The organism is Serratia sp. G204Y (assembly GCF_051172435.1).
Classification (GTDB): Bacteria; Pseudomonadota; Gammaproteobacteria; order Enterobacterales; family Enterobacteriaceae; genus Serratia; species Serratia sarumanii.
Map to the genome: position 1 here is coordinate 18233 of NZ_JBPIZA010000008.1, position 22264 is coordinate 40496.

Annotated in this window: 22 protein-coding genes; 9 read left to right on the top strand and 13 right to left on the bottom strand. The window is 61.1% G+C overall.

All coding sequences use genetic code 11. The features are described from left to right. The first annotated feature begins 161 nt into the window (after positions 1 to 161). From yihX to fabY, 4 genes are read left to right on the top strand one after another with little or no spacing between them, the layout of a single operon-like run. Positions 162 to 752, top strand: coding sequence for a glucose-1-phosphatase (gene yihX / locus ACSBQQ_RS22945; RefSeq protein WP_033636494.1), 591 nt, complete (start codon positions 162 to 164; stop codon positions 750 to 752). 51 nt (positions 753 to 803) lie between these two features. Then, the gene (locus ACSBQQ_RS22950) at positions 804 to 1697 is read left to right on the top strand and encodes a virulence factor BrkB family protein (protein WP_033636493.1); all 894 of its coding nucleotides are present in this window, start codon (positions 804 to 806) and stop codon (positions 1695 to 1697) included. Beyond that, positions 1694 to 2131, top strand: coding sequence for a D-aminoacyl-tRNA deacylase (dtd, locus tag ACSBQQ_RS22955; RefSeq protein ID WP_016929644.1), 438 nt, complete (start codon positions 1694 to 1696; stop codon positions 2129 to 2131). The genes ACSBQQ_RS22950 and dtd overlap by 4 nt, the downstream gene beginning before the upstream one ends. A gap of 20 nt (positions 2132 to 2151) precedes the next feature. After that, the gene (gene fabY / locus ACSBQQ_RS22960; RefSeq protein ID WP_033636491.1) at positions 2152 to 3099 is read left to right on the top strand and encodes a fatty acid biosynthesis protein FabY; all 948 of its coding nucleotides are present in this window, start codon (positions 2152 to 2154) and stop codon (positions 3097 to 3099) included. 36 nt (positions 3100 to 3135) lie between these two features. Here fabY and ACSBQQ_RS22965 read toward each other — a convergent pair whose 3' ends face one another. Together ACSBQQ_RS22965 and ACSBQQ_RS22970 are read right to left on the bottom strand one after the other, a co-directional pair. After that, the gene (locus ACSBQQ_RS22965; protein WP_060429421.1) at positions 3136 to 4797 is read right to left on the bottom strand and encodes an AsmA family protein; all 1662 of its coding nucleotides are present in this window, start codon (positions 4795 to 4797) and stop codon (positions 3136 to 3138) included. 128 nt (positions 4798 to 4925) lie between these two features. After that, positions 4926 to 6326 carry a nucleobase:cation symporter-2 family protein gene (locus tag ACSBQQ_RS22970; protein WP_060429420.1) on the bottom strand — a complete coding sequence of 467 codons (1401 nt, stop codon included), beginning with the start codon at positions 6324 to 6326 and terminating at the stop codon, positions 4926 to 4928. A gap of 240 nt (positions 6327 to 6566) precedes the next feature. On the opposite strand from ACSBQQ_RS22970, the gene gltS reads away from it, so the two are divergent. Next, entirely contained in the window at positions 6567 to 7778 is a 1212-nt protein-coding gene (gene gltS, locus ACSBQQ_RS22975) for a sodium/glutamate symporter (protein ID WP_033649747.1), read from the top strand. A gap of 42 nt (positions 7779 to 7820) precedes the next feature. Here gltS and recG read toward each other — a convergent pair whose 3' ends face one another. The 6 genes from recG to ACSBQQ_RS23005 form a co-directional block, all read right to left on the bottom strand. Then, on the bottom strand, positions 7821 to 9902 hold the full coding sequence (gene recG, locus ACSBQQ_RS22980; RefSeq protein ID WP_033636486.1) for an ATP-dependent DNA helicase RecG: 2082 nt from the start codon (positions 9900 to 9902) through the stop codon (positions 7821 to 7823). Continuing rightward, on the bottom strand, positions 9899 to 10594 hold the full coding sequence (gene trmH / locus ACSBQQ_RS22985; protein ID WP_060429419.1) for a tRNA (guanosine(18)-2'-O)-methyltransferase TrmH: 696 nt from the start codon (positions 10592 to 10594) through the stop codon (positions 9899 to 9901). The genes recG and trmH overlap by 4 nt, the downstream gene beginning before the upstream one ends. 5 nt (positions 10595 to 10599) lie before the next feature. Continuing rightward, the gene (spoT, locus tag ACSBQQ_RS22990; protein ID WP_019452189.1) at positions 10600 to 12711 is read right to left on the bottom strand and encodes a bifunctional GTP diphosphokinase/guanosine-3',5'-bis pyrophosphate 3'-pyrophosphohydrolase; all 2112 of its coding nucleotides are present in this window, start codon (positions 12709 to 12711) and stop codon (positions 10600 to 10602) included. Between the two features lie 18 nt (positions 12712 to 12729). Continuing rightward, positions 12730 to 13005 carry a DNA-directed RNA polymerase subunit omega gene (rpoZ, locus tag ACSBQQ_RS22995; protein ID WP_004931221.1) on the bottom strand — a complete coding sequence of 92 codons (276 nt, stop codon included), beginning with the start codon at positions 13003 to 13005 and terminating at the stop codon, positions 12730 to 12732. Between the two features lie 54 nt (positions 13006 to 13059). Further along, the gene (gene gmk / locus ACSBQQ_RS23000; protein ID WP_004931218.1) at positions 13060 to 13683 is read right to left on the bottom strand and encodes a guanylate kinase; all 624 of its coding nucleotides are present in this window, start codon (positions 13681 to 13683) and stop codon (positions 13060 to 13062) included. Between the two features lie 211 nt (positions 13684 to 13894). Next, positions 13895 to 14512 (bottom strand): trimeric intracellular cation channel family protein, encoded by a 618-nt coding sequence (locus ACSBQQ_RS23005; RefSeq protein ID WP_025304704.1) that lies wholly within the window; start codon positions 14510 to 14512, stop codon positions 13895 to 13897. A 253-nt stretch (positions 14513 to 14765) separates the two neighbouring features. On the opposite strand from ACSBQQ_RS23005, the gene ACSBQQ_RS23010 reads away from it, so the two are divergent. Continuing rightward, a complete protein-coding gene (locus ACSBQQ_RS23010; RefSeq protein ID WP_060429418.1) occupies positions 14766 to 15200 on the top strand; it encodes a DUF3574 domain-containing protein in 435 nt (144 codons plus the stop codon). Positions 15201 to 15234: 34 nt separating this feature from the next. Here the strand turns inward: ACSBQQ_RS23010 and ACSBQQ_RS23015 are convergent, their stop codons facing one another. Then, positions 15235 to 16419, bottom strand: a complete 1185-nt coding sequence (locus ACSBQQ_RS23015) for a NupC/NupG family nucleoside CNT transporter (RefSeq protein ID WP_004931212.1) — start codon at positions 16417 to 16419, stop codon at positions 15235 to 15237. A gap of 361 nt (positions 16420 to 16780) precedes the next feature. Here ACSBQQ_RS23015 and ACSBQQ_RS23020 point away from each other — a divergent pair, with 361 nt between their 5' ends. After that, positions 16781 to 17170 (top strand): hypothetical protein, encoded by a 390-nt coding sequence (locus tag ACSBQQ_RS23020; protein WP_048322030.1) that lies wholly within the window; start codon positions 16781 to 16783, stop codon positions 17168 to 17170. A gap of 55 nt (positions 17171 to 17225) precedes the next feature. Here the strand turns inward: ACSBQQ_RS23020 and ACSBQQ_RS23025 are convergent, their stop codons facing one another. Then, on the bottom strand, positions 17226 to 18089 hold the full coding sequence (locus ACSBQQ_RS23025) for a YicC/YloC family endoribonuclease (RefSeq protein WP_015379441.1): 864 nt from the start codon (positions 18087 to 18089) through the stop codon (positions 17226 to 17228). Between the two features lie 126 nt (positions 18090 to 18215). Between ACSBQQ_RS23025 and rph the strand changes: the two genes are divergently transcribed. Both rph and pyrE read left to right on the top strand, forming a co-directional pair. Beyond that, positions 18216 to 18932 carry a ribonuclease PH gene (rph, locus tag ACSBQQ_RS23030; protein ID WP_025160305.1) on the top strand — a complete coding sequence of 239 codons (717 nt, stop codon included), beginning with the start codon at positions 18216 to 18218 and terminating at the stop codon, positions 18930 to 18932. A gap of 96 nt (positions 18933 to 19028) precedes the next feature. After that, positions 19029 to 19670, top strand: a complete 642-nt coding sequence (pyrE, locus tag ACSBQQ_RS23035) for an orotate phosphoribosyltransferase (RefSeq protein WP_004931204.1) — start codon at positions 19029 to 19031, stop codon at positions 19668 to 19670. Between the two features lie 31 nt (positions 19671 to 19701). Here the strand turns inward: pyrE and slmA are convergent, their stop codons facing one another. The 3 genes from slmA to coaBC form a co-directional block, all read right to left on the bottom strand. Beyond that, positions 19702 to 20298 (bottom strand): nucleoid occlusion factor SlmA, encoded by a 597-nt coding sequence (slmA, locus tag ACSBQQ_RS23040; protein ID WP_004931203.1) that lies wholly within the window; start codon positions 20296 to 20298, stop codon positions 19702 to 19704. Between the two features lie 251 nt (positions 20299 to 20549). Continuing rightward, positions 20550 to 21008, bottom strand: a complete 459-nt coding sequence (dut, locus tag ACSBQQ_RS23045; protein WP_033636478.1) for a dUTP diphosphatase — start codon at positions 21006 to 21008, stop codon at positions 20550 to 20552. Next, the gene (gene coaBC / locus ACSBQQ_RS23050) at positions 20986 to 22203 is read right to left on the bottom strand and encodes a bifunctional phosphopantothenoylcysteine decarboxylase/phosphopantothenate--cysteine ligase CoaBC (protein WP_033649757.1); all 1218 of its coding nucleotides are present in this window, start codon (positions 22201 to 22203) and stop codon (positions 20986 to 20988) included. The genes dut and coaBC overlap by 23 nt, the downstream gene beginning before the upstream one ends. Positions 22204 to 22264: the final 61 nt, after the last annotated feature.

Genomic DNA, 22264 nt, shown 5'->3' on the forward strand with positions numbered 1-22264 from the left:
GATTGAGTGTCTCATGCTTAGGGCGCGGTTCTCGCGCCCTGAGTTTTTTCCTCTGTTGTTCCCCGTTTGTGCGGCGCGCTATGCGCTTTTCCGTTCGCTCCCTGTTCAGCTGTTCCTTTTCCCGCTACAGTGAAATCTCACCGGCCCATCAGGAGAGGACTATGCTGTATATCTTTGATTTAGGTAATGTGATCGTCGATATCGATTTCAAGCGTGTGCTGGGCGTGTGGAGCAATTTGAGCGGCACGCCGTTGGCGGTGCTGTCCGATCGTTTCACCATGGGTGAGGTGTTCCAGCAACATGAACGCGGTGAAATCAGCGACGAAGACTTCGCCGGCAAGCTGTGCGATGAAATGGGCATCGCGCTCAGCTTCGAGCAATTCGCCACCGGCTGGCAGGCGGTATTCGTCGCGCTGCGCCCGGAAGTGATCGACATCATGCAGCGCCTGCGCAACGAGGGCCACCGGGTGGTGGTGCTGTCGAACACCAACCGTCTGCACTGCAACTACTGGCCGCAGCACTATCCTGAAGTGGCCGCCGCCGCCGATCATCTCTATCTGTCGCAAGATCTCGGCATGCGCAAGCCGGAGGCCGAGATCTACCAGCATGTGCTGGCCGCGGAAAACACCGCCGCCGCCGACGCGGTGTTCTTCGACGATCACCCGGCGAACGTCCTCGCCGCGCAGGCGTTGGGGATCAAGACGGTGCACGTCACCGATCGCGACGTGGTGCCGGCCTATTTTGCTCAATGAGCGTAGGGCGCGTTAAGCTTAAGGCGTATCAACGGACATCAAGGAGTGACCATGTCGTTTTTCCGCCGCAAGAAGCTGCCCTCTGCGATTAAGCCCGGCGTCACCTTCGGACGGCTGCTGTACCAGCGTATCGATCACGATGGCCTGACGATGTTGGCGGGCCATCTCGCCTATGTTTCCCTGCTGTCGCTGGTGCCGCTGGTCACCGTGGTGTTCGCGCTGTTCGCCGCTTTCCCGATGTTTTCCGACATCAGCGAACAGCTGAAGAGCTTCATCTTTTCCAATTTCGTGCCGGCCGCCGGCAACGTCATACAGAACTACCTGGAACAGTTCGTCGCCAACTCCAACAAGATGACCGCCGTCGGCACCTGCGGGCTGATCGTCACCGCGCTGCTGTTGATCTCCTCGGTGGACAGCGTGCTGAACACCATCTGGCGCAGCAAGAACAAGCGGCCGATCGTCTTCTCCTTCGCCGTGTACTGGATGGTGCTGACGCTGGGGCCGCTGCTGGTGGGTGCCAGCATGGCCATCAGCTCCTATCTGCTGTCGCTCAACTGGCTGGCGCAGACCGGCGTCAACGGCCTGGTGGATCAGGTGCTGCGCATCTTCCCGCTGATTTTGTCGTGCGCTTCCTTCTGGCTGCTGTATTGCATCGTGCCGACGGTGCGGGTGCCGCCCAAAGACGCGCTGATTGGCGCGCTGGTGGCCGGATTGCTGTTCGAGCTGGGCAAGAAGGGATTCGCGCTGTACGTCACCATGTTCCCTTCCTACCAGCTGATTTACGGCGTGCTGGCGGTGATCCCGATTTTATTCCTGTGGGTCTACTGGAGCTGGTGTATCGTGTTACTCGGCGCGGAAATCACCGTGACCATCGGCGAATACCGCGACTACCGCCGGCAGAAGGCGGAGCAACAGGAACAGAAACCAGAAGGGCAGCAGGAATGATTGCGTTGATTCAACGGGTGTTAAACGCCAGCGTCACGGTGGGTGGCGAGACGGTAGGCAAGATTGGCCCCGGTTTGTTAGTGTTATTGGGCGTGGAGCAGGGCGATAACGAGCAAAAAGCGCAGCGCCTGTGCGAACGCGTGTTGGGATACCGCATTTTCGGCGACGAGAACGACAAGATGAATCTCAACGTCCAGCAGGCCGGGGGCAGCGTGCTGGTCGTTTCGCAGTTCACCCTGGCGGCGGACACCCAAAAGGGCATGCGGCCCAGCTTCTCGCGCGGCGCCGCACCTTTGGTCGCCGATCGGTTGTATCAATATTTTGTTGGCCAGTGCCGCGAACGCGGCGTAGAGACCCAGACCGGCGAATTCGCCGCCGACATGCAGGTGGCGCTGGTCAACGATGGTCCGGTGACATTCTGGCTACAGGTCTAAGCATTGGAGAACAGGCGTCTATGTATCACCTACGAGTACCCGTAACAGAGCAAGAACTGAAGGAGTATTACCAGTTTCGCTGGGAAATGCTGCGCAAGCCGCTGCACCAGCCGGTGGGTTCGGAAAAGGATGCCTATGACGCCATGGCCCATCACCAAATGGTGGTGGACGAGGCCGGTAAAATCGTCGCCATCGGGCGGCTGTACATCAATGCCGACAACGAGGCGGCGATCCGTTTTCTGGCGGTAGATCCGACGCTGCAGGATAAAGGGCTGGGGACGCTGGTGGCGATGACGCTGGAGTCCGTTGCGCGGCAGGAGGGCGTGAAGCGGGTGGTGTGCAGCGCCCGTGAGGACGCGGTGGACTTCTTCGCCAAGCTGGGGTTCGTCAATCAGGGGGAGATCACTGCGCCGCAGACCACCCCGATCCGCCACTTTTTGATGATCAAACCGGTAGCGACGCTGGACGATATCCTGCATCGCCCCGACTGGTGCGGCCAACTGCAGCAGGCCTGGTATGAACACATCCCGCTGAGCGAAAAGATGGGCGTGCGCATCAGCCAATACACCGGCCAGCGCTTCGTCACCACCATGCCCGAGACCGGCAACCAGAATCCGCACCACACGCTGTTCGCCGGCAGCCTGTTCTCGCTGGCGACGCTGACCGCCTGGGGGCTGATTTGGCTGCTGCTGCGCGAGCGCCACCTCGGCGGCACCATCATTCTGGCGGACGCGCACATTCGCTACAGCAAACCGATTACCGGCAGGCCGCGAGCGGTGGCGGATCTCGGCTCGCTGAGCGGCGATTTGGCGCGTCTGGCGCGCGGCCGCCGCGCGCGCGTGCACGCCGAAGTGCATCTGTTCGGCGACGAGGATAAAGGTGCGGTGTTCGAAGGCACCTACATGGTGCTGCCGGCCGAGCCGGATGTGCCGCTGGATCAGGGCGGCTCTGAGGCGCTGGAAGAGTAAGACGGCGGCCTGCCTGAGGGCGGGCCGCGCAGGGCATTACGGCAGTTGCTGGTTCACCGCTTGGCCGTCGCCGGCGGTGGCCTGCAGATTTCCCTTCAACGAGGCTTTGAACGGCCCGTCGCTGTTCAGCAGCCCTTTCAACTGCAGCTCAAGGTTGCCGTCGCCCGTCAGCGGCACCGGCTGCCATCCCCATTGCTGCAAGGTGTTGATCGGTACCGAACGGCCGTGCAGCGTCAGCTGGAACGGCTTGCCCGGCAGCTGATCGACGGTCGCTTTGGCCTCAAGCAACCCATTAGGCATAAAGGCGCTGAGCTCGGTGACGTTAATCTGATTGGCGTCGGCGTTCAGCGCCAGCGAAGGGCGCCGCACGTCTATCTTGTTGAAGGTCGCCTCGCTGCCGTTCAGGTTGAGCGATCCGGACCATATGCCCCAATGGCGATCGCGCGCCAGCAGCAGGTTGCTGCCGTAGCCGTCCAGCGCGGTGATCTGGAACGGGAATGCCGGGTTGATATCGATGATCAGATTGCGGTTGGTGGTCAGCTTGGTGACGTACACCTCCGCCAGCCAGTCCGGCAGCGGTTTCAGCCACAGTTCGCGCCAGTCGATCGGCAGGGTGTACTCCAGCGCCGCCATGGCCACTTCATCCAGCTGCAGGCGTTTGCCGGCGCGCAGCCAGTTGCCGGAGGTGCGCAGCAGCCCGCCTTCCCAGCGGGTGGTGAACTGTTGAATGGCGATGCCGGCGGAGGAGAGCCGCAGGGTGGCGATCGGATCGATCAGGTGGAAGCCGCCGTTGATCACGTCGCTGGCGTTGACGTTGAGCGAGCCGTCTTCGCTGCGCCAGTCGCCTTTTTCGACGCTGACGTTTTGCAGCGACAGATCGAGATCGTTAAACGCCCATGCCTTGCCTTCCAGGCGCGCGTCGATCAGATCGAAACGCTTGAGGGTGACCGGCGGCAGCGTGGTAAAGCGCTGCATGAATTCCGCCAGCGTCAGCGGGGTCTGCATGCGCACGCCGCTCAGCCGCAGGCGATCCACCTGCCAACTGCCGTCGGCGGCGCGGCTGGCCACGCCGGTCAGGTCGCCCTGCGCCAGATCGGCGCCGAAGTTGTTCAACAGCAGCTGGCCCTGCTTCTGCTCCCCCTGCACCAACACCTTCGAGGCGGGGATGCCGTTCAGCGTCATCGAACCGGCGCTGAACTGGAACTGGTTGTTGTCCCCCAGCAGATGACCGGCCAGCGGGCGCCACGGCGTGATGCCGGCAGTGACCTGCTGCGCGTTGAGTTGCCACTCGTTATCGTTGGACTGCAACGCCATGTTGCTAAGCTGCAGCACGTCGGCCTGTACAGGCAGCGCCGCCACCTGCGGCTGCACGTTCAGCGTGCCGTCGCGCAGCGTGACGCTGTGAAAATAGCGCGGCTCGGTGATTTGGCGCAGGCTGAGGCCCAGATCGACGCGTTTGGCGACCAGCGCCTGCGGCTGGCCGTTGCGCGCCAGTTGCACGTCTTCCAGCTCAATCTGGTTCGGCTGGCTCCACGAATGGGTGATTTTTCCTATCGACAGGCGGTATTCGCTGTTGTCGCTGATCCAGGCGCTCAGGCGGCCTGCCGCCCAGCGGGTTTGCCCGACCAAGTACAGTACCACTGCCGCCAGCACGATCAGCAGCAGCAACGTCAGCAACAGCTTTCCGATAAATTTCATCGTCTACATCCGCATCGGTCAAAAAAGATACCCTGTTTATGCCGCAATTGGCCGGGCATCTCAAGGGCAATGGTCTGATAGACAATAAAAAACGGCCGCAAGCGGCCGTTTGAACGCCAATGGACGGGTTACTTCTTCTCGTGTTCCTGCGGGAACACCAGGTTCAGCACGATGGCGGTAATACCGCCGGCGGCGATGCCGGAAGAGAGCAGGGTTTTCAGCCAGTCCGGCGCGAACTGCAGGATCAGCGGCTGCTGGGAGACGCCCATGCCGACGGCCAGCGACAGCGCCATGATCATGATGGCGCGGCGGTTCAGACGCTCGCGCGAAACGATGCGCACGCCGGAGGCGGCGATGGTGCCGAACATCACGATGGTCGCGCCGCCCAGTACCGGTTCGGGGATGTGCTGCACGAAGCCGGCCACCGCCGGGAACAGCCCCAGCGCGATCAGCATCAGCGCCACCACGAAGCCGACGTAGCGGCTGGCGACGCCGGTCAGCTGGATCACGCCGTTGTTCTGGCCGAAGCAGGAGTTGGGGAAGGTGTTGAACACCGCCGACAGCATCGAGTTCAGGCCGTTGGCCAGCACGCCGCCCTTCAGGCGCTTCATGTACAGCGGCCCGCTGACCGGCTGTTCGGAGACGTCGGAGGTGGCGGTGATGTCGCCGATGGTCTCGAGCGAGGTGACCATAAAGATCAGCATCAGCGGCAGCAGCAGGTTCCAGTCGAAGCCCAGGCCGTAATAGAGCGGCGTGGGGATGGTGATTGCCGCCGTGGGGGCCGCCGGTGCGTCGGCGGGCAGCATGTCCATCGCCCAGGCCAACAGATAGCCGACTGCCATGGCGATCACCAGCGAAGCCACGCGCAGATAAGGGTTGCGCTGGCGGTTCAGCAGGATGATCACCGCCAACACCGCGCCGGCCAGCAGCAGGTTTTTCGGCGAGCCGAAGCTGTGATCGTTCATCGCGGCGTAGCCGCCGCCGATCGAGGTCAGGCCGACCTGAATCAGCGACAGGCCGATGATCATCACCACGATGCCGGAAACCAGCGGGGTGATGATGCGGCGCGCCAGATGCAGCACGCGCGACAGCAGAATTTCGGTGCAGGAGGCGACCATCAGGGTACCGAACAGCGCGGCCATCATGGTCGGCACGTCGGCGCCGTCGTTTTTCAGCGCCAGACCGCCCATGATCAGCGGCGAAACGAAGTTGAAGCTGGTGCCCTGAATCGACAGCAGCCCGGAACCCACCGGCCCCCAGGTTTTGATTTGCAGAATGGAAGCCAGACCGGAGGCGAACAGCGACATGCTGATGATGTGCTGGGTATCCTGTGCCGGCAGGCCCAGCGCCTGGCAGATCAGCAGGGCCGGGGTGATCACCGCGACGAACATCGCCAGCAGATGCTGGCCGGCGGCAAACAGCGTTTGCGGCAGCGGCGGGCGATCTTCCAGGCGATAAATCAGTTCACTGGCGCGGGGTTCTGAGGCGGCTTGGCGCGCGGCATCAAGCTCGGAGGATGACATGCTCATGGTGTGGCGTTTCCAGATACGGCAAAGCAGGCATTTTAATGCTCCGCCCCGCAAAAGCAAACGGTTGCGCGTAAATATTATGTTGCCGACTTTCTCGCTTATGTCGCATTTTCATTCATTTTTTCTTGTCATCTCAGCGTTTTTTACTTTTAATCCTGCACTCATCAAGTTTAAAAACTAAGTGGTTTTCTATAACTTATTATTTTTATTTGGATCTTTTCCCTTACATGGAGTACCTGGATGTTTCATCTTGATACTTATGGCACGTTAGTCGCGGCGACGCTGGTTTTGCTCCTCGGGGGCAAGTGCGTCAGAACCATTCCTCTGCTGCGAAAATATACCATTCCTGCTCCCGTCGCCGGCGGTTTGCTGGTGGCTCTCCTGCTGTTAGCCCTGAAAAAGCTCGTCAACTGGGAAATCAGTTTTGACATGTCGCTGAAGGATCCGCTGATGCTGGCCTTCTTCGCCACCATCGGCCTGAACGCCAACCTGGCGCGTTTGCGCGCCGGCGGCAAGGTGCTGGTGGTGTTCCTGTTCGTGGTGCTGGGGCTGCTTATCGTGCAGAACGCCATCGGCATCGGCATGGCGAAAATGCTGGGGTTGGATCCGCTGATGGGCCTGATCGCCGGGTCGATCACCCTGTCGGGCGGCCACGGCACCGGGGCGGCCTGGAGCAAGCTGTTCATCGAGCGCTACGGCTTCGAGAACGCCACGGAAGTCGCCATGGCCTGCGCCACCTTCGGGCTGGTGCTGGGCGGCCTGATCGGCGGCCCGGTGGCGCGCTATCTGGTCAAGCACTCCTCCACGCCGGAAGGCACCCCGGATGACAGCGTGCAGCCGAGCGGCTTCGAGAAGCCGGAAAGCGGCCGTCTGATCACCTCGCTGGTGATGATCGAAACCATCGCCATGATCGCCATCTGTCTGAGTCTGGGGCAGCTGATTGCCGGCCTGCTGAGCGGCACGGTGTTTGAACTGCCGAACTTCGTCTGCGTGCTGTTCGTCGGGGTGATCCTCAGCAACACGCTGGCCTTCACCGGTTTCTATACCGTGTTCGAGCGGGCGGTGTCGGTGCTGGGCAACGTCAGCCTGTCGCTGTTCCTGGCGATGGCGTTGATGAGCCTGCGCCTGTGGGAGCTGGCCTCGCTGGCGCTGCCGATGCTGGCGATCCTGGCGGTGCAGACGCTGGTCATGGCGCTGTACGCGATCTTCGTCACCTATCGGGTGATGGGTAAAAACTACGACGCGGCGGTGCTGGCTGCCGGCCACTGCGGCTTCGGCATGGGCGCCACGCCGACGGCGATCGCCAACATGCAGGCGATCACCGATCGTTTCGGCCCGTCGCACGTGGCGTTTTTGGTGGTGCCGATGGTGGGGGCGTTCTTTATCGATATCGCCAATGCCATCGTCATCAAGCTGTATCTGCTGCTGCCGGTGTTCCCGGCGGTGGGGTGATATCGCGGGTCATCGCGAAAAGGGCGCCTGCGGCGCCCTTTTTTATGCGTTGGAGTAGCGCGCCTTCTCCGGCAGCCAGCGTTCGATCAGCGCCTGGGCGTGCTCCGGATAGTGCTGATGGAGATGGCGAGCGACGCGCTGCACTTCGGGGATCATCGCCTGATCGCGCAGCAGATCCGCCACCTTGAATTCGGCGCTGCCGGTCTGGCGGGTGCCCAGCAGCTCGCCCGGGCCGCGGATCTCCAGATCGCGCTGCGCGATGACGAAGCCATCGTTGCTGTCGCGCAGCACCTGCAGGCGCGTTTGCGCAGTCTTGCTCAGCGGCGTTTTGTACAGCAGCACGCAGTGTGAGGCCACGGCGCCGCGCCCTACGCGGCCGCGCAGCTGGTGCAGCTGAGCCAGGCCCAGCCGCTCCGGGTTTTCGATGATCATCAGGCTGGCGTTCGGCACGTCGACGCCGACTTCGATCACCGTAGTGGCCACCAACAGCTGCAGCTCGCCCTGTTTAAACGCCTGCATCACCGCCTGCTTTTCCTGCGCTTTCATGCGGCCGTGCACCAGCGCTACCTTCAGCTCTGGCAGCGCGGTTTTCAGTTCTTCCCAGGTGGCTTCCGCCGCCTGCGCTTCCAGCAGCTCGGACTCTTCGATCAGCGTACATACCCAGTAAGCCTGCCGCCCCTCTTCCAGACAGGCGCTTTTCACCCGTTGAATGATGTCGGCGCGGCGGGTATCGGGGATGGCGACGGTGGTCACCGGCGTGCGGCCCGGCGGCAGCTCGTCGATGACCGAGGTATCGAGATCGGCATAGGCGGTCATCGCCAGCGTGCGCGGGATCGGCGTGGCGGTCATGATCAGCTGATGGGCGTGGAAGCCTTGCTCTTCGCCTTTCTCCCACAGCGCCAGCCGCTGATGCACCCCGAAGCGGTGCTGCTCATCAATGATCACCAGCGCCAGGCCGTTGAACTGTACCTGCTCCTGGAAGATGGCGTGGGTGCCGACCACCATCGACACCTGGCCGCTGGCGATAGCCTCCTGCTGCGCGATGCGCGCCTTGCCTTTCTGTTTGCCGGCCAGCCAGCCGACCTCCAGCCCCAGCGGTTCAAACCACTGACGGAAATTGTTGGCGTGCTGCTCGGCCAGTAGCTCGGTCGGCGCCATCAGCGCTACCTGCTTGCCGTGCGCGATGGCGCGCAGCGCCGCCAGCGCCGCCACCAGCGTTTTGCCGGAGCCGACGTCGCCCTGCACCAGCCGCATCATCGGGAAGTCTTTTTGCATATCGGCTTCGATGTCGGCCACCACGCGCGTTTGCGCGCCGGTCGGCGAGAACGGCAGCTGGGCGAGAAAACGGTTTTTCAGCCGATCGTCCGGCAGCAGCGGCTGCGCCTGATAGCTCTGCGCGCCGGCGCGCACCGCCAGCATGCTGAGGTTATGCGCCAGCAGCTCTTCAAGGATCAGGCGTTTTTGCGCCGGGTGTTTGCCCAGCTCCAGATCCGCCAGCTGGATGTCCGGCGGCGGGCGATGCAGGGTGTGCAGCGCCTGCGGCAGGCTCATCAGGCCGCCGCTCAGCTCCGGCGGCAGCAGCTCGGCGATAGCGCAGGTATCCAGCAGCTCCAGCGCCTGATCGGTCAGCTTGCGCAGCGTGGCCTGCCGCACCCCTTCGGTGGTGGGGTAGACCGGCGTCAGCGACTCTTGCAGCTCAACCTCGCTGGCTTCGCCCTGAATGCGGTATTCCGGATGGATGATTTCCGCGCCGTGGTTGCCGCGCTTGATCTCGCCGTAGGCGGTCACGCGGCGGCCGGTGGCCAGGCTGTTCTTCATTGCGGCGTTGAAGTTGAAGAACCGCATGGTGAGGATGCCGGTGCCGTCGCTGATCTGGCAGGTCAGCATGCGGCGGCGGCCGAAGCTGATGTCGCTGCGCAGCACTTCCCCTTCTACCGTGGCGTAGATGCCCGGCAGCAGATCGTTGATCGGGTAGAGGCGGGTGCGGTCTTCGTAGCGCAGAGGCAGGTGCAGCAGCAGATCCTGAATGGTCTCGAGGCCGAGTTTGGCCAGTTTGCCCGCCTGGCTGGCGCCAACCCCGGAAAGCGTGGTGAGTGGGACAGCATCCAGCAGGCGGCCTTTCATTTGCGCACCGTCGCCTGCATGGCCGTCCACCATTCGGCGCTGGCGACCACCTGGCCCTGCTCGTCAATTTGCGGGCGCGGCAGCCCTTTGCGCTTGGCCACGTTGGCCAGCACCGGGTAACCGCCTTCGAACAGCAGACGCTGCTGCTCTTCTTCATCCAGCATGCTGTTGTCGCGGCGATACAGGCCGGCGTTCTGCCGCTGGCGCTGCGCTTCATACAGGATCAGCGCCGAGGCCACGGAGACGTTGAGCGATTGCACCATGCCGATCATCGGAATGACGATGTCCCGATCGGCCAGCGCCAGCGCTTCTTCGGTGATGCCGGTTTTTTCCTGGCCGAGCAGCACGCAGGTGGGCCGGGTGTAGTCCACCTCGCGGAAATCGACCGCGCGCGCAGACAGATTGGTGGCCAGAATTTGCATGCCCTGCGCTTTCAGATGACCGACCGCGTCGCCGATGGTGCGATGGGTTTTGACGCTGACCCAGCTGTTGCTGCCGGCGGCGGAGGAAACAAGGGTGCGCATGCGGGTGGTGGGCCACACGGCGTGGACCTGATGCACGCCGACGGCGTCGGCGGTGCGGATAATGGCGGAGACGTTATGCGGCTTGTGCACTTGCTCCAGGCAGACCGTCAAATCCGGCTGCCGGGTCGCGAGCATTTCACAAATCCGCGCATAGCGTTCAGGACTCATAAGCGCTAGTTTCGGTTGCGGTTAACTTTGATCACATCCGGCATGATACGGATTTTACGCATAATGTTTGCCAAATGGATGCGATCGCGGGTGGTCAAGCGGATAAAGGCGCTATAAACCCGACCGTCTTTCTCTTCGGTGTTCAGGCTCTGAATATTGGACTCGGCCGCGTTGATCGCCGCCGTCAGGTTGGCCAGCGCGCCCTGGTGGTTGAACATATCCACCTTGATCTCGGCGATGAACTCCTGCTCGGTCTCTTTATCCCACTCGACCGCCATGAACTTCTCAGGCTCTTTCTGATAGCCGCGAATATTGCGGCAGGACTCATGGTGGATCACCAGCCCTTTGCCCGGGCTGACGTGAGCGATAATCGGATCGCCCGGAATCGGACGGCAGCACTTGGCGAAGGTGATCAACACCCCGTCGGCGCCCTTGATGGCCAGGTTACGCACGCCGGAGGATGCGCCCAGGCTGGACTGATCGCCCTGCAGGTTCTTCGCCACCACCACGCTCATGGCGTTGCCGAGGCCGATTTCCGCCAGCAGATCGTCCAGCGTCGCCAGCTTCATGCGGTCCAGCTCGTGCTGAATGTTTTCCTGCGGGATTTCGGCCAGCTTGCGGCTGCCGCCCAGCGCGTGGTTGAGCAGACGGCGGCCGAGGCCGACGGAGTCGTCGCGCTTGAGGTTCTTCAGCATCTGGCGAATTTTGGCGCGCGCTTTCGAGCTGACCACGAAGTTCAGCCAGGCGGCGTTGGGCCGCGCGCCCGGCGCGGTGATGATCTCGACGGTCTGGCCGCTGGTCAGCGACTGCGACAGCGGGTACGGCTGACGATCGACGCGCGCGCCGACGCAGGCATGGCCGATATCGGTATGCACCGCATAGGCGAAATCGACCGGCGTGGCGCCGGCGGGCAGCTCGACGATGCGGCCTTCCGGGGTGAAAACGTAAATCTCATCCGGGAACAGATCGGATTTGACGCTCTCGATAAATTCAAACGAACTGCCGGCGCTTTGCTGCAGCTCCAGCAGGCTTTGCATCCAGCGCTGGGCGCGGATCTGCGCCGTGGTGCCGGTTTCGCCCTGTTCTCTTTCCTTATAAGCCCAGTGCGCGGCTACCCCCATCTCAGCCATCTGGTCCATGTCTTCGGTGCGGATCTGCACTTCGACCGGCACGCCGTGCGGGCCGATCAGCGAGGTATGCAGCGATTGATAGCCGTTGGCCTTGGGAATGGCGATGTAATCTTTCACCCGCCCCGGGCGCGGTTTGTACAGGCTGTGCACCTGGCCGAGCACGCGGTAGCAGGTATCGACCTCTTTCACGATCACCCGGAACGCGTAGATATCCATGATGGAATGGAAACGCTGTTCCTTGAGGTGCATCTTGAGGTAGATGGAGTAGAGGTGTTTTTCCCGCCCGCTGACGCGGCAGGCGATACCGGCTTCGGTCAGTCGCCCTTCGATCTCGGAGAGGATTTTTTGAATCATCTCTTTGCGGTTGCCGCGCGCGGCTTTCACCACTTCCTTGATCACGCGATAACGGTTCGGATACAGCGCCTCGAAGCCCAGCTCTTCCAGCTCGGTCTTCAGGTGATGAATACCCAGACGGTGGGCGAGCGGGCTGTAGATTTCCAGGGTTTCACGCGCGATGCGCCGGCGTTTGTCGGGGCGCAGCGAACCGAGGGTGCGCATGTTGTGCGTACGGTCGGCCAGCTTGATCAGCACGACGCGGATATCCTGCACCATCGCCATGATCATCTTGCGGAAGTTTTCCGCCTGCGCTTCTTTCTTGTCCTGGAACTTCAGCTTGTCGAGCTTGGAGACGCCCTCCACCAGTTCGGCGACGCTCTTGCCGAACAGCTGTTCCATATCTTGATAGGTGGCTGGGGTGTCTTCGATGACGTCGTGCAGCAATGCCGCCATCAGCGTCTCGTGATCGAGACGCATTTCCGCCAGGATGCAGGCCACGGCGACCGGGTGAGTAATGTAAGGCTCACCGCTGGAGCGTGTCTGGCCCTCGTGCGCGTCGCGCGCGACGAGGTATGCCTGTTTGAGGCGCTTAATCTGCTCCTCGGGCAGGTAACGTTGAATCAGCAGATTCAGGCTTTCAAACAGGTACAAGGCGGACTCGCAGTCTAATTAACGACGACCTTCAGCAATCGCGGTAACCGCTTGAATCTCTGCGGCTTCCTGCTCTTGCTGCTCCTGGCGCTCACGCACGTCGAGGATCTGGCTGGTGATCAGGCCTTCTTCGATTTCGCGCAGGGCGATAACGGTGTACTTGTCGTTCTCTTCCGGAACCAGTGCATCTTTGCCGCCGGTCTGGATCTGACGCGCCCGACGAGCAGCGACCAACACCAGGTCAAAACGGTTACCAATTTTCTCTACAGCGTCTTGAACAGTTACGCGTGCCATATTTGTGCTACTCCACAGGTGACGAAAAGACTGGGCATGATACTGAAACTGCCTTCAGTCTGCCAATAGTTTGCTGATTAAAGCGTCATGCCGCAGCAATTGGCGGCCCAAACGCAGGCGTTCGGCGCGAATGATGGTCTTCAGATCGGACAGCGCCAGATCGAAATCATCGTTCACGATCAGGTAATCGTACTCCGCGTAATGCGTCATCTCCGCCACGGCCTGAGCCATGCGCTTGGCGATCACCTCTTCGGAATCCTGCCCGCGCCCGCGCAGGCGGCGGCCCAGTTCTTCCTTCGACGGCGGCAGAATGAAGATGCTGCGCGCCTGCGGCATTTTGGCGCGGATTTGCTGCGCGCCCTGCCAGTCGATATCCAGAAACACGTCTACGCCGGTCGCCAACACTTGTTCGATGGCGGCGCGCGAGGTGCCGTAATAGTTGCCGAACACTTCGGCGTGCTCAAGAAATGCGTCCTGCTCGATCATCCGACGGAATTCGTCTTTCGAGACGAAGAAATAGTGTTCGCCGTGATTCTCACCCGGGCGGCTGTCGCGCGTGGTGTGCGAAACCGAAACCTGCGTGTCGTACAGCGGTTGCGTCTTTAACAAAGCCTGAATCAGACTTGATTTACCTGCGCCACTGGGAGCAGAGACAATATAAAGCGTGCCTTGAGCCATGATGATGTTCGTTGATAACGGTTGATATGCCAATAACAGCGGATGTGTATTTTCTCCGCACAGTATACACGGCTAACGCGCCGGGTGCAGCGTTAGCTCGCATTTTGCCCGCCGCTTTGCGCGGAAAAAGCGGCGAATGAGCGAATTTGCGCGTCGAAGGGCAACATTTCTGCAGTTTTGGCCTCGGCGGCGGCGCGTTGCCGCCCCGAGATCAGTGATCCGGATGCTGGTAGTTGAACACCGGCAGGCCGAGGCGGAAGCGCAGGGCGATCAGGCGCGCGCTCAGGCCGGCGACCAGCGTGAGGATCACCACCAGATTGTGCGGCAGGCTGAGGTGCTGCAGGCCGATATACAGCCAGGCGGCGCTGAAGGAGATGCCGGCATAGATCTCTTTCTGGAAAACCAGCGGGATGCGGTTGCAGAACATGTCGCGCAGCACCCCGCCGAAAACGCCGGTGATCACCGCGGCGATGGCGGCGATAATCGCGCTGTGCCCCATGTCCAGCGCCACTTGGGCGCCGATGATGGAGAAGACGATCAGGCCGACGGCGTCGAGCACCAGGAACAGGCGGCGCAGATGGCGCATCAGGGGGGCCACCCAGGTGGTGACGATCGCCGCTATCGCGACGATGACGATGTATTCCGGGTGTTTGACCCAGCCCAATGGAAAATGCCCGAGCAGCATATCGCGCACCGACCCGCCGCCGATCGCCGTGACCGAAGCGATGATGATCACGCCGAACATGTCCATTTGGCGGCGGCCGGCCGCCAGCGCGCCGGTCATGGCTTCGGCGGTGATGCCGATGATATAAAGGATGCTCAGTAACATAAGGGGTTCACAGCGTACTTGCGTCAGAATGATGGCCGGCAGGGTAATCGCCGCCGATAATGCGCGCTACTGAGTTTTTTTCACCGATGGTGTTTCGGATTAATTTATCTAATTCAAACTCCGTTTTTATTGCCGATAACCAGCCTTTTTTAACATCTTGGTGTTAATAAAAGCATTAGAAATCTCGCGCTGATTTCCATCGCTGACTATGCTTTTTGCAGCGAATCCTTCAACCGAGAAACTGAGATTGCAGATGAAAAACTCCCCGAAACTGGCCGCCGGCGCCTTGTTGGTTGCCCTGTTGCTGAGCGGCTGCGTGGCGCCAGGCCACCAGGCTGTTTCACCCGCCCCGGCTTGCCACACCGGCGATCCGATGATGCAAACAACGCTCTACTTCGGCCTGAATCGCCCGGCGGGGCCGGCGATCACCGCCGTCGAGTGGCAAACCTTCGTCGACAGCCAGGTGACGCCGCGTTTTAAGGACGGGCTGACGGTCTTTGATGCCAAAGGGCAGTGGCTGGGCCACGACGGCAAGCTGGCGCGTGAGAACAGCAAGGCGCTGCTGTTGATCCATGCGCCGGGCAAAGAGAGCGAGGCGAATATCGAGGCGCTACGCAGCGGCTATAAGCAGCAGTTTGCGCAGGATTCGGTAATGCGGGTGGATGCGCCGGTGTGCGTGGCGTTTTAAAGCGAAATCCCGGCCATGCGGCCGGGAGTGGGGATTACAGCACCAGGCCGGCGATGGCCGCCGACAGCAGGCTTACCAGCGTCGAGCCGTAAACCAGCTTCAGGCCAAAACGGGAAACCACGTTGCCTTGCTGCTCGTTCAACCCCTTGATGGCGCCGGCGACGATGCCGATGGAGGCGAAGTTGGCGAATGACACCAGGAACACCGACAGAATGCCCAGCCCGCGCGGCGACAGCTCCGCCGCGATTTTCTTCAGCTCAATCATCGCCACGAATTCGTTGGCCACCAGCTTGGTCGCCATGATGCTGCCCGCCTTCAGGGCCTCTTCCGCCGGGATGCCGATCAGCCAGGCCAGCGGATAGAACACATAGCCGAGGATCTGCTGGAAGCTGATGCCGAGCACCGCGGAGAACAGCGCATTGACGGCGGAGATCAGCGCGATAAAGCCGATCAGCATCGCCGCGATGATCATCGCAATCTTGAAGCCGGCCAGAATGTACTCGCCCAACATTTCGAAGAAGCTCTGATCTTCGTGCAGCTTGTTCAGCTTCAGCTCGGGCTCGTCTTCGACCTGATACGGGTTGATGATCGACAGGATGATAAAGGTGCTGAACATGTTGAGGATCAATGCCGCCACCACGTACTGCGCGTCGATCATCGACATGTAGGCGCCGACGATGGAGAGCGATACCGTCGACATGGCGGTCGCGGCCATGGTGTACATGCGGCGCGGCGAGATATCGCCGATGATGCCTTTATAGGCGATGAAGTTCTCCGACTGCCCCAGCACCAGCGTGCTGACGGCGTTGAACGACTCCAGCTTGCCCATGCCGTTGACCTTGGACAGCAGGGTGCCGACCAGGCGGATGATCAGCGGCAGGATGCGGAAATGCTGCAAAATGCCGATCAGGGCGGAAATAAAGATGATAGGGCACAAAACGCCGAGGAAGATGAACGCCAGGCCATCCTTGCTCATGCCGCCGAACACGAACTCCGATCCTTGGGCGGCGTAGGCGAGCAGGGTGTCGAAGAAGCCGGCGACGTGTTTGATCACGCTGAGCCCGCTGGCGGAGTGCAGGAAGAAATAGGCCAGCGCGCCTTCGATCACCAGCAGCTGGATGATATAGCGCAGGCGGATTTTCTTGCGATTATTGCTGACCAGCAGCGCCAGGGCGATGATCACCACCAGAGCCATAATAAATTGCAGAATTTGTGGCATAAACGGTCCGTACGGTTCACGGGCAGGAAAAAAACACATTTAGCCACAGCATCGCCGCCCTTTCATTACCTTGCGTGATAATTAGAACAAAATACTTATGGCGTGCGGGATATCTTGCCGATTGTCATCCGCACGCGCTGCTCGGCAGTTTTTCATAAGCTTCCCGGTGGCCGGTTGCCCAGAGGCCTGCCGGCTCGCAACCTGATGCAATCGCCGTCACTCGCGTGCAAACGCTTGGAATCTGGCTCGCAACTGGCGCTTTTTCATGGCGTAAAGCGTGGTTTTCTCGAGAGAGGCAGAGAAAAATGCCTGAACAAAGCGCCACGACCGGCGCGTATTTTCTCGGACAAGGAGGCGAACGATGAATACCGGCACGTTGCTCAGGGCGCTGGCCAACGGCGTTAATCCCGACACCGGCGAGCTGTTGAGACCGGCTTCGGCGGCCTGTGCGCCAGAGGCTATCCGCCTGCTGTTCGCGTTGGCCAATGAGTTCGACGGTGAAGCCGAACTGCAGAAAAAAGCCCGGCTGACGCCGGAGGAGAAGCGGCAGAAGAATCTGGCCGAGGGCCGGCCGGCCAATGCCTACTTCCCTTGGCCGGAAGAAGAAAAACTGCGGCTGCGTGAGAGCCATGCGGCCGGGGCGACGCTGGAAGCGCTGAGCGATGAGTTCGAGTGCTCAACCTGGAGCATTGCGGTGCAGCTGCAGAAAATGGGGCTGATTGATGAAGAGCAGGCGGCCGCCCATCGCTGATCTGCAGCCATAAAAAAGCCCGCTTGGCGCGGGCTTGATGGCATGCGGGGCAGGATCACTCGATGTTCTGGATCTGCTCGCGCATTTGCTCAATCAGCACTTTCAGCTCGATGGCGGAAGCGGTAACGTCGGCATTGATCGACTTGGAGGCCAGGGTGTTCGATTCGCGGTTGAACTCCTGCATCATAAAGTCGAGGCGGCGGCCGACGGCTTCTTTCTTCTTCAGAATGTTGTGCGTCTCTTTCACGTGCGCTTCCAGACGGTCCAGCTCTTCGGCGACGTCGATGCGCTGCGCCATCAGCACTAGCTCCTGCTCCAGGCGGGTGTTTTCCAGCTGTACCTGTGCCTCTTCCAACTTGCTGACCAGGCGCTCGCGCTGCCATTGCAGGATGTTCGGCATCTGGGCGCGCACTTTGACCACTTCGGCGCTGACGCCGTCGAGGCGCTGTTCGATCAGCGTTTTCAGCGCGGCACCTTCGCTTTCGCGTGCGACGATGAAGTCATCCAGCGCGCCGTCCAGCGCCTGCATCAGCTCGGCGCTGATGGCGTCCAGATCCTGCTCCTGCGCGGACATCACGCCCGGCCAGCGCAGCACGTCGATCGGGTTGATTTCACCTTCGTCGCTCTGCATTTTCACCCAGTTGGCGGCTTCGACCAGCTGTTTGGCCAGTTTTTCGTTCAGGATCAGCGAGCTTTGCGCGCTTGGATCCAGCTCGAAACGCAGGTTGCATTCGACTTTGCCGCGGGTCAGGCGGCCACGGATACGTTCACGGATCACCGGCTCCAGGCTGCGGAATTGTTCCGGCAGGCGGATGTAGGTTTCTAAGTAGCGCTGGTTAACGGAACGCAGCTCCCAGGCTGCGCTGCCCCATTCACCCTTGATTTCACGCCGGGCGTAGGCGGTCATGCTGCGGATCATTGATGCGTACCCGTAATAGGAAAAGATGGGGCGATTATAGCGTCGCGGCTGCGGGCAGGATAGGCATTACGTCACGAAGCCCGTATAATGCGCAGCCAATAGTTGATTTGAAGCCGGAGAGAGCCCATGCGTCCTGCAGGCAGAGCACCACAGCAAGTTCGCCCCCTGACACTGACCCGTCACTATACCAAACACGCTGAAGGTTCAGTGCTGGTTGAGTTTGGCGATACCAAAGTCTTGTGCACCGCCACGGTAGAAGAGGGCGTTCCGCGCTTCCTGAAAGGCCAGGGGCAAGGTTGGATCACCGCCGAGTACGGCATGCTGCCGCGCTCCACCCACAGCCGCAACGCTCGTGAAGCCGCCAAAGGCAAACAGGGTGGCCGCACGCTGGAGATCCAGCGCCTGATCGCCCGCTCGCTGCGCGCCGCGGTAGACCTGAAAAAGCTCGGTGAATTCACCATCACCCTCGACTGCGACGTACTGCAGGCCGACGGCGGTACCCGAACTGCCTCGATCTCCGGCGCCTGCGTGGCGCTGGCCGATGCGTTGAACACGCTGGTGGCCAACGGCAAGCTGAAAGCCAACCCGATGAAGGGCATGGTGGCGGCGGTTTCCGTCGGCATCGTCAATGGCGAAGCGCTGTGCGATCTGGAGTATGTGGAGGATTCCGCGGCGGAAACCGACATGAACGTGGTGATGATGGAAGATGGCCGCATGATTGAGGTGCAGGGCACCGCCGAAGGCGAGCCGTTCAGCCACGATGAGCTGTTGGCGCTATTGGCGCTGGCCCGAGGGGGCATCGAAACCATCTTCCAGGCGCAGAAAGCGGCGCTGGCGGACTGATTTTTTAAGGCGACTGAGAAGTCGCCTTTTTTATGCCCGGCGATCGGGCGGCAGTAATAACAAGACCTAAGCAGATTCAGACGAGGAGAAGCAGTAATGAAAGCCTATCAGCGCCAGTTTATCGAGTTCGCGCTTAACAAGCAGGTATTGAAATTCGGCGAGTTCACCCTGAAATCCGGCCGCACCAGCCCGTATTTCTTCAACGCCGGCCTGTTTAATACCGGGCGCGATCTTGCGCTGTTGGGGCGCTTCTACGCCGAAGCCCTGATGGACTCCGGCATCGATTTCGACCTGCTGTTTGGCCCGGCCTATAAAGGCATTCCTATTGCCACCACTACGGCGGTGGCGTTGGCGGAACACCATGAGCGCGACGTGCCTTACTGCTTTAACCGTAAGGAAGCCAAGACCCACGGCGAAGGCGGTTCGCTGGTGGGCAGCCCGCTGCAGGGGCGAGTGATGTTGGTGGACGATGTGATCACCGCCGGCACCGCGATCCGCGAGTCGATGGAAATCATCGGCGCCAGCGGCGCTTCGCTGGCGGGCGTGCTGATTTCCCTCGACCGTCAGGAACGCGGCCGCGCGGATATCTCCGCCATTCAGGAAGTGGAACGCGACTATCACTGCAAGGTGATTTCGATCGTGACGCTGAAGGACCTGATCGCCTATCTGGAAGAGAAGCCGGAAATGGCGGACCACCTGGCGGCGGTGCGCGCTTACCGCGAGCAGTACGGGGTGTAAGTAAAAACGCCGGGCATGCCCGGCGTTATCTTTATTGCAGCTGGGCCGCCAACAGCGGCCAGCGGGCGTCGAATTCCTGCGTTGGGCGATAGCGGAATTCCGAACGCACATAGCGCGACAACATGCCTTCGCAGAAGGCCAGCAGCTGGCTGGCCAGCAGCGTTTCATCGACGATAAAGCCTTTGCCTTCGCGCAATTTTCGCTCTTTCAGCACCTGTCGCAGCTGCGCCTCGATGCGTTCGAACAGCTGGTTGATGCGGCCCTGCAGGCGATCCTGTTCAAACATCAGCGCGTGGCCGGTCATGATGCGCGTCAGCCCCGGGTTGCGTTCCGCAAAGCCCAGAATCAGCAGTAAAATCAGGCGCAGACGATTAAACGTCTCTTTCTCATCCTGCAAGATCAGGTTGATGCGGGTGATCAGGCTGTCTTCGATAAACTCGATCAGGCTGTCGAACATCCGTGTCTTGCTGGGGAAATGCCGGTACAGCGCAGCTTCAGAAACACCCACGTTCGCGGCGAGCTTGGCGGTGGTGATGCGTTGGCTGCCGTCGCTGGACTCCAGCATCTGGGCTAACGCCTGCAATATTTCCTCGCGCCGATTCCTTTTCGTCTTTTCTTTTTCTGCCATGTCTGATTAGACCCTTGCTAAAACTTAACTGACGGAAACCCGGGCACCGGCCGCTGCAGAGCAGGCTCTGTGCGGCTTATGTGATAGCTTTTTTACGATGCTGGGGTCAGCGGCCTTAACGGCCTTTTCCGCGCTGCCTGGTGTGCGCTGCAATTGTCGCGGTAAAACCTTGCCGCAGAGAACATCCTTCTCCCCGGAAAGGCAAGGTTCAGGCGACGTTTCCCTGCCGGCCCTCATGCCTTGGGTGGCGCTTAGTGGCGCCCCGAGTGGCCGAAGCCGCCTTCGCCGCGCTCGCTGCCGTCGAATTCTTCCACCAGGTTGAATTCTGCCTGCACTACCGGCACGAAGACCATCTGCGCGATGCGTTCACCCGGCTCTATGGTGAAGTGCTTCTGGCCGCGGTTCCAAACGGACACCATCAGCTGGCCCTGATAATCGGAGTCGATCAGGCCGACCAGGTTGCCCAACACGACGCCGTGCTTATGGCCCAGGCCTGAGCGCGGCAGGATCACCGCCGCCAGGCTTGCGTCGGCGATATGGATCGCGAGGCCGGTAGGCAGCAGCGTGGTTTCACCCGGCGCCAGCTCTACCGCGCTGTCCAGGCAGGCGCGCAGGTCGAGACCGGCGGAGCCCGGGGTGGCGTAGGTCGGTAGCGGGAAATCCTGACCGATGCGCGGGTCGAGGATCTTAACGTCGATTTTTTTCATCATAACGGCTGACTATCTCGTCTATTAAACGTTGGCCAAGGAGTGCCTTGTCGCTCAGCGCCAGGCGTTTCTCTCCATCCTGCCAAAAAAGGTGCAGGGCATTGGTGTCGCTGTTGAACCCGTGCTCTGCAAGCGATACATCGTTAGCGCAAATCAAATCCAGCTTCTTACGCGCCAGTTTTTGCCGCGCGTATTCTTCCACATTCTGGGTTTCGGCGGCAAACCCCACGACAAACGGTCGATTTTTGGTCATCGCCGCCACGCCGGCGACGATGTCGGGGTTTTTTACCATCTTGAGGATGATTTCATCACCCTGTTTTTTTATTTTTTCATCGGCGATCCGCTCGGGGCGGTAGTCGGCCACGGCGGCGCAGGAGATGAAAATCTGCTGTTGCGCGGCGCGCTGTTGCACCGCCTGCTCCATCTCCAGCGCGCTGGTGACGTCCACTCGGGTGACCGATGGCGGCGTCGGCAGGCTGACCGGCCCGGCGATCAGCGTCACCTGCGCGCCGCGGGCGGCGGCGGCGCGGGCGATGGCGAAGCCCATTTTGCCGGAGCTGTGGTTGCTGATGAAACGCACCGGATCCAGCGCTTCACGCGTCGGGCCGGCGGTGATCATAACCTGCAAATGTTGCAGATCCTGCGGGGCGGAGAAATGACCGTTCGCCAGGTCGACGATGTCCAGCGGATCCAACATGCGGCCCGGGCCGACGTCGCCGCAGGCCTGGCTGCCGCTGTCCGGCCCCCAAAGCAGCATGCCGCGCGCCTGCAGCGTTTGCAGGTTGGCCTGCGTGGCGGCGGCGCGATACATCTGCTGGTTCATGGCGGGCGCGGCGGCGATGGGGGCATCGGTCGCCAGGCAGACGGTGGTCAGCAGATCGTTGGCCATGCCGGCGGCGACGCGCGCCAGCAGATCGGCGGTCGCCGGCGCCAGAATAACCAGATCTGCCCACTTGCCGAGTTCGATGTGGCCCATGGCGGCTTCGGCGGCGGGATCCAACAGATCGTCGGACACCGGGTAGCCGGAAACGGCCTGCAGCGTCAGTGGCGTAATGAACGCCTTGGCGGCGTGGGTCATCACCACGCGCACTTCCGCACCCCTGTCTCGCAGGCGGCGCACCAGCTCTGGGCATTTGTAAGCGGCGATGCCGCCGCTGATGCCAAGCACAATATGTTTGCCGGAAAGTCCCGTCATCATCATTGTCCGATTGAAAGCCGAAAGATGCGCCATTTTAGCATATCCGCCGTTCAGGTGAGCG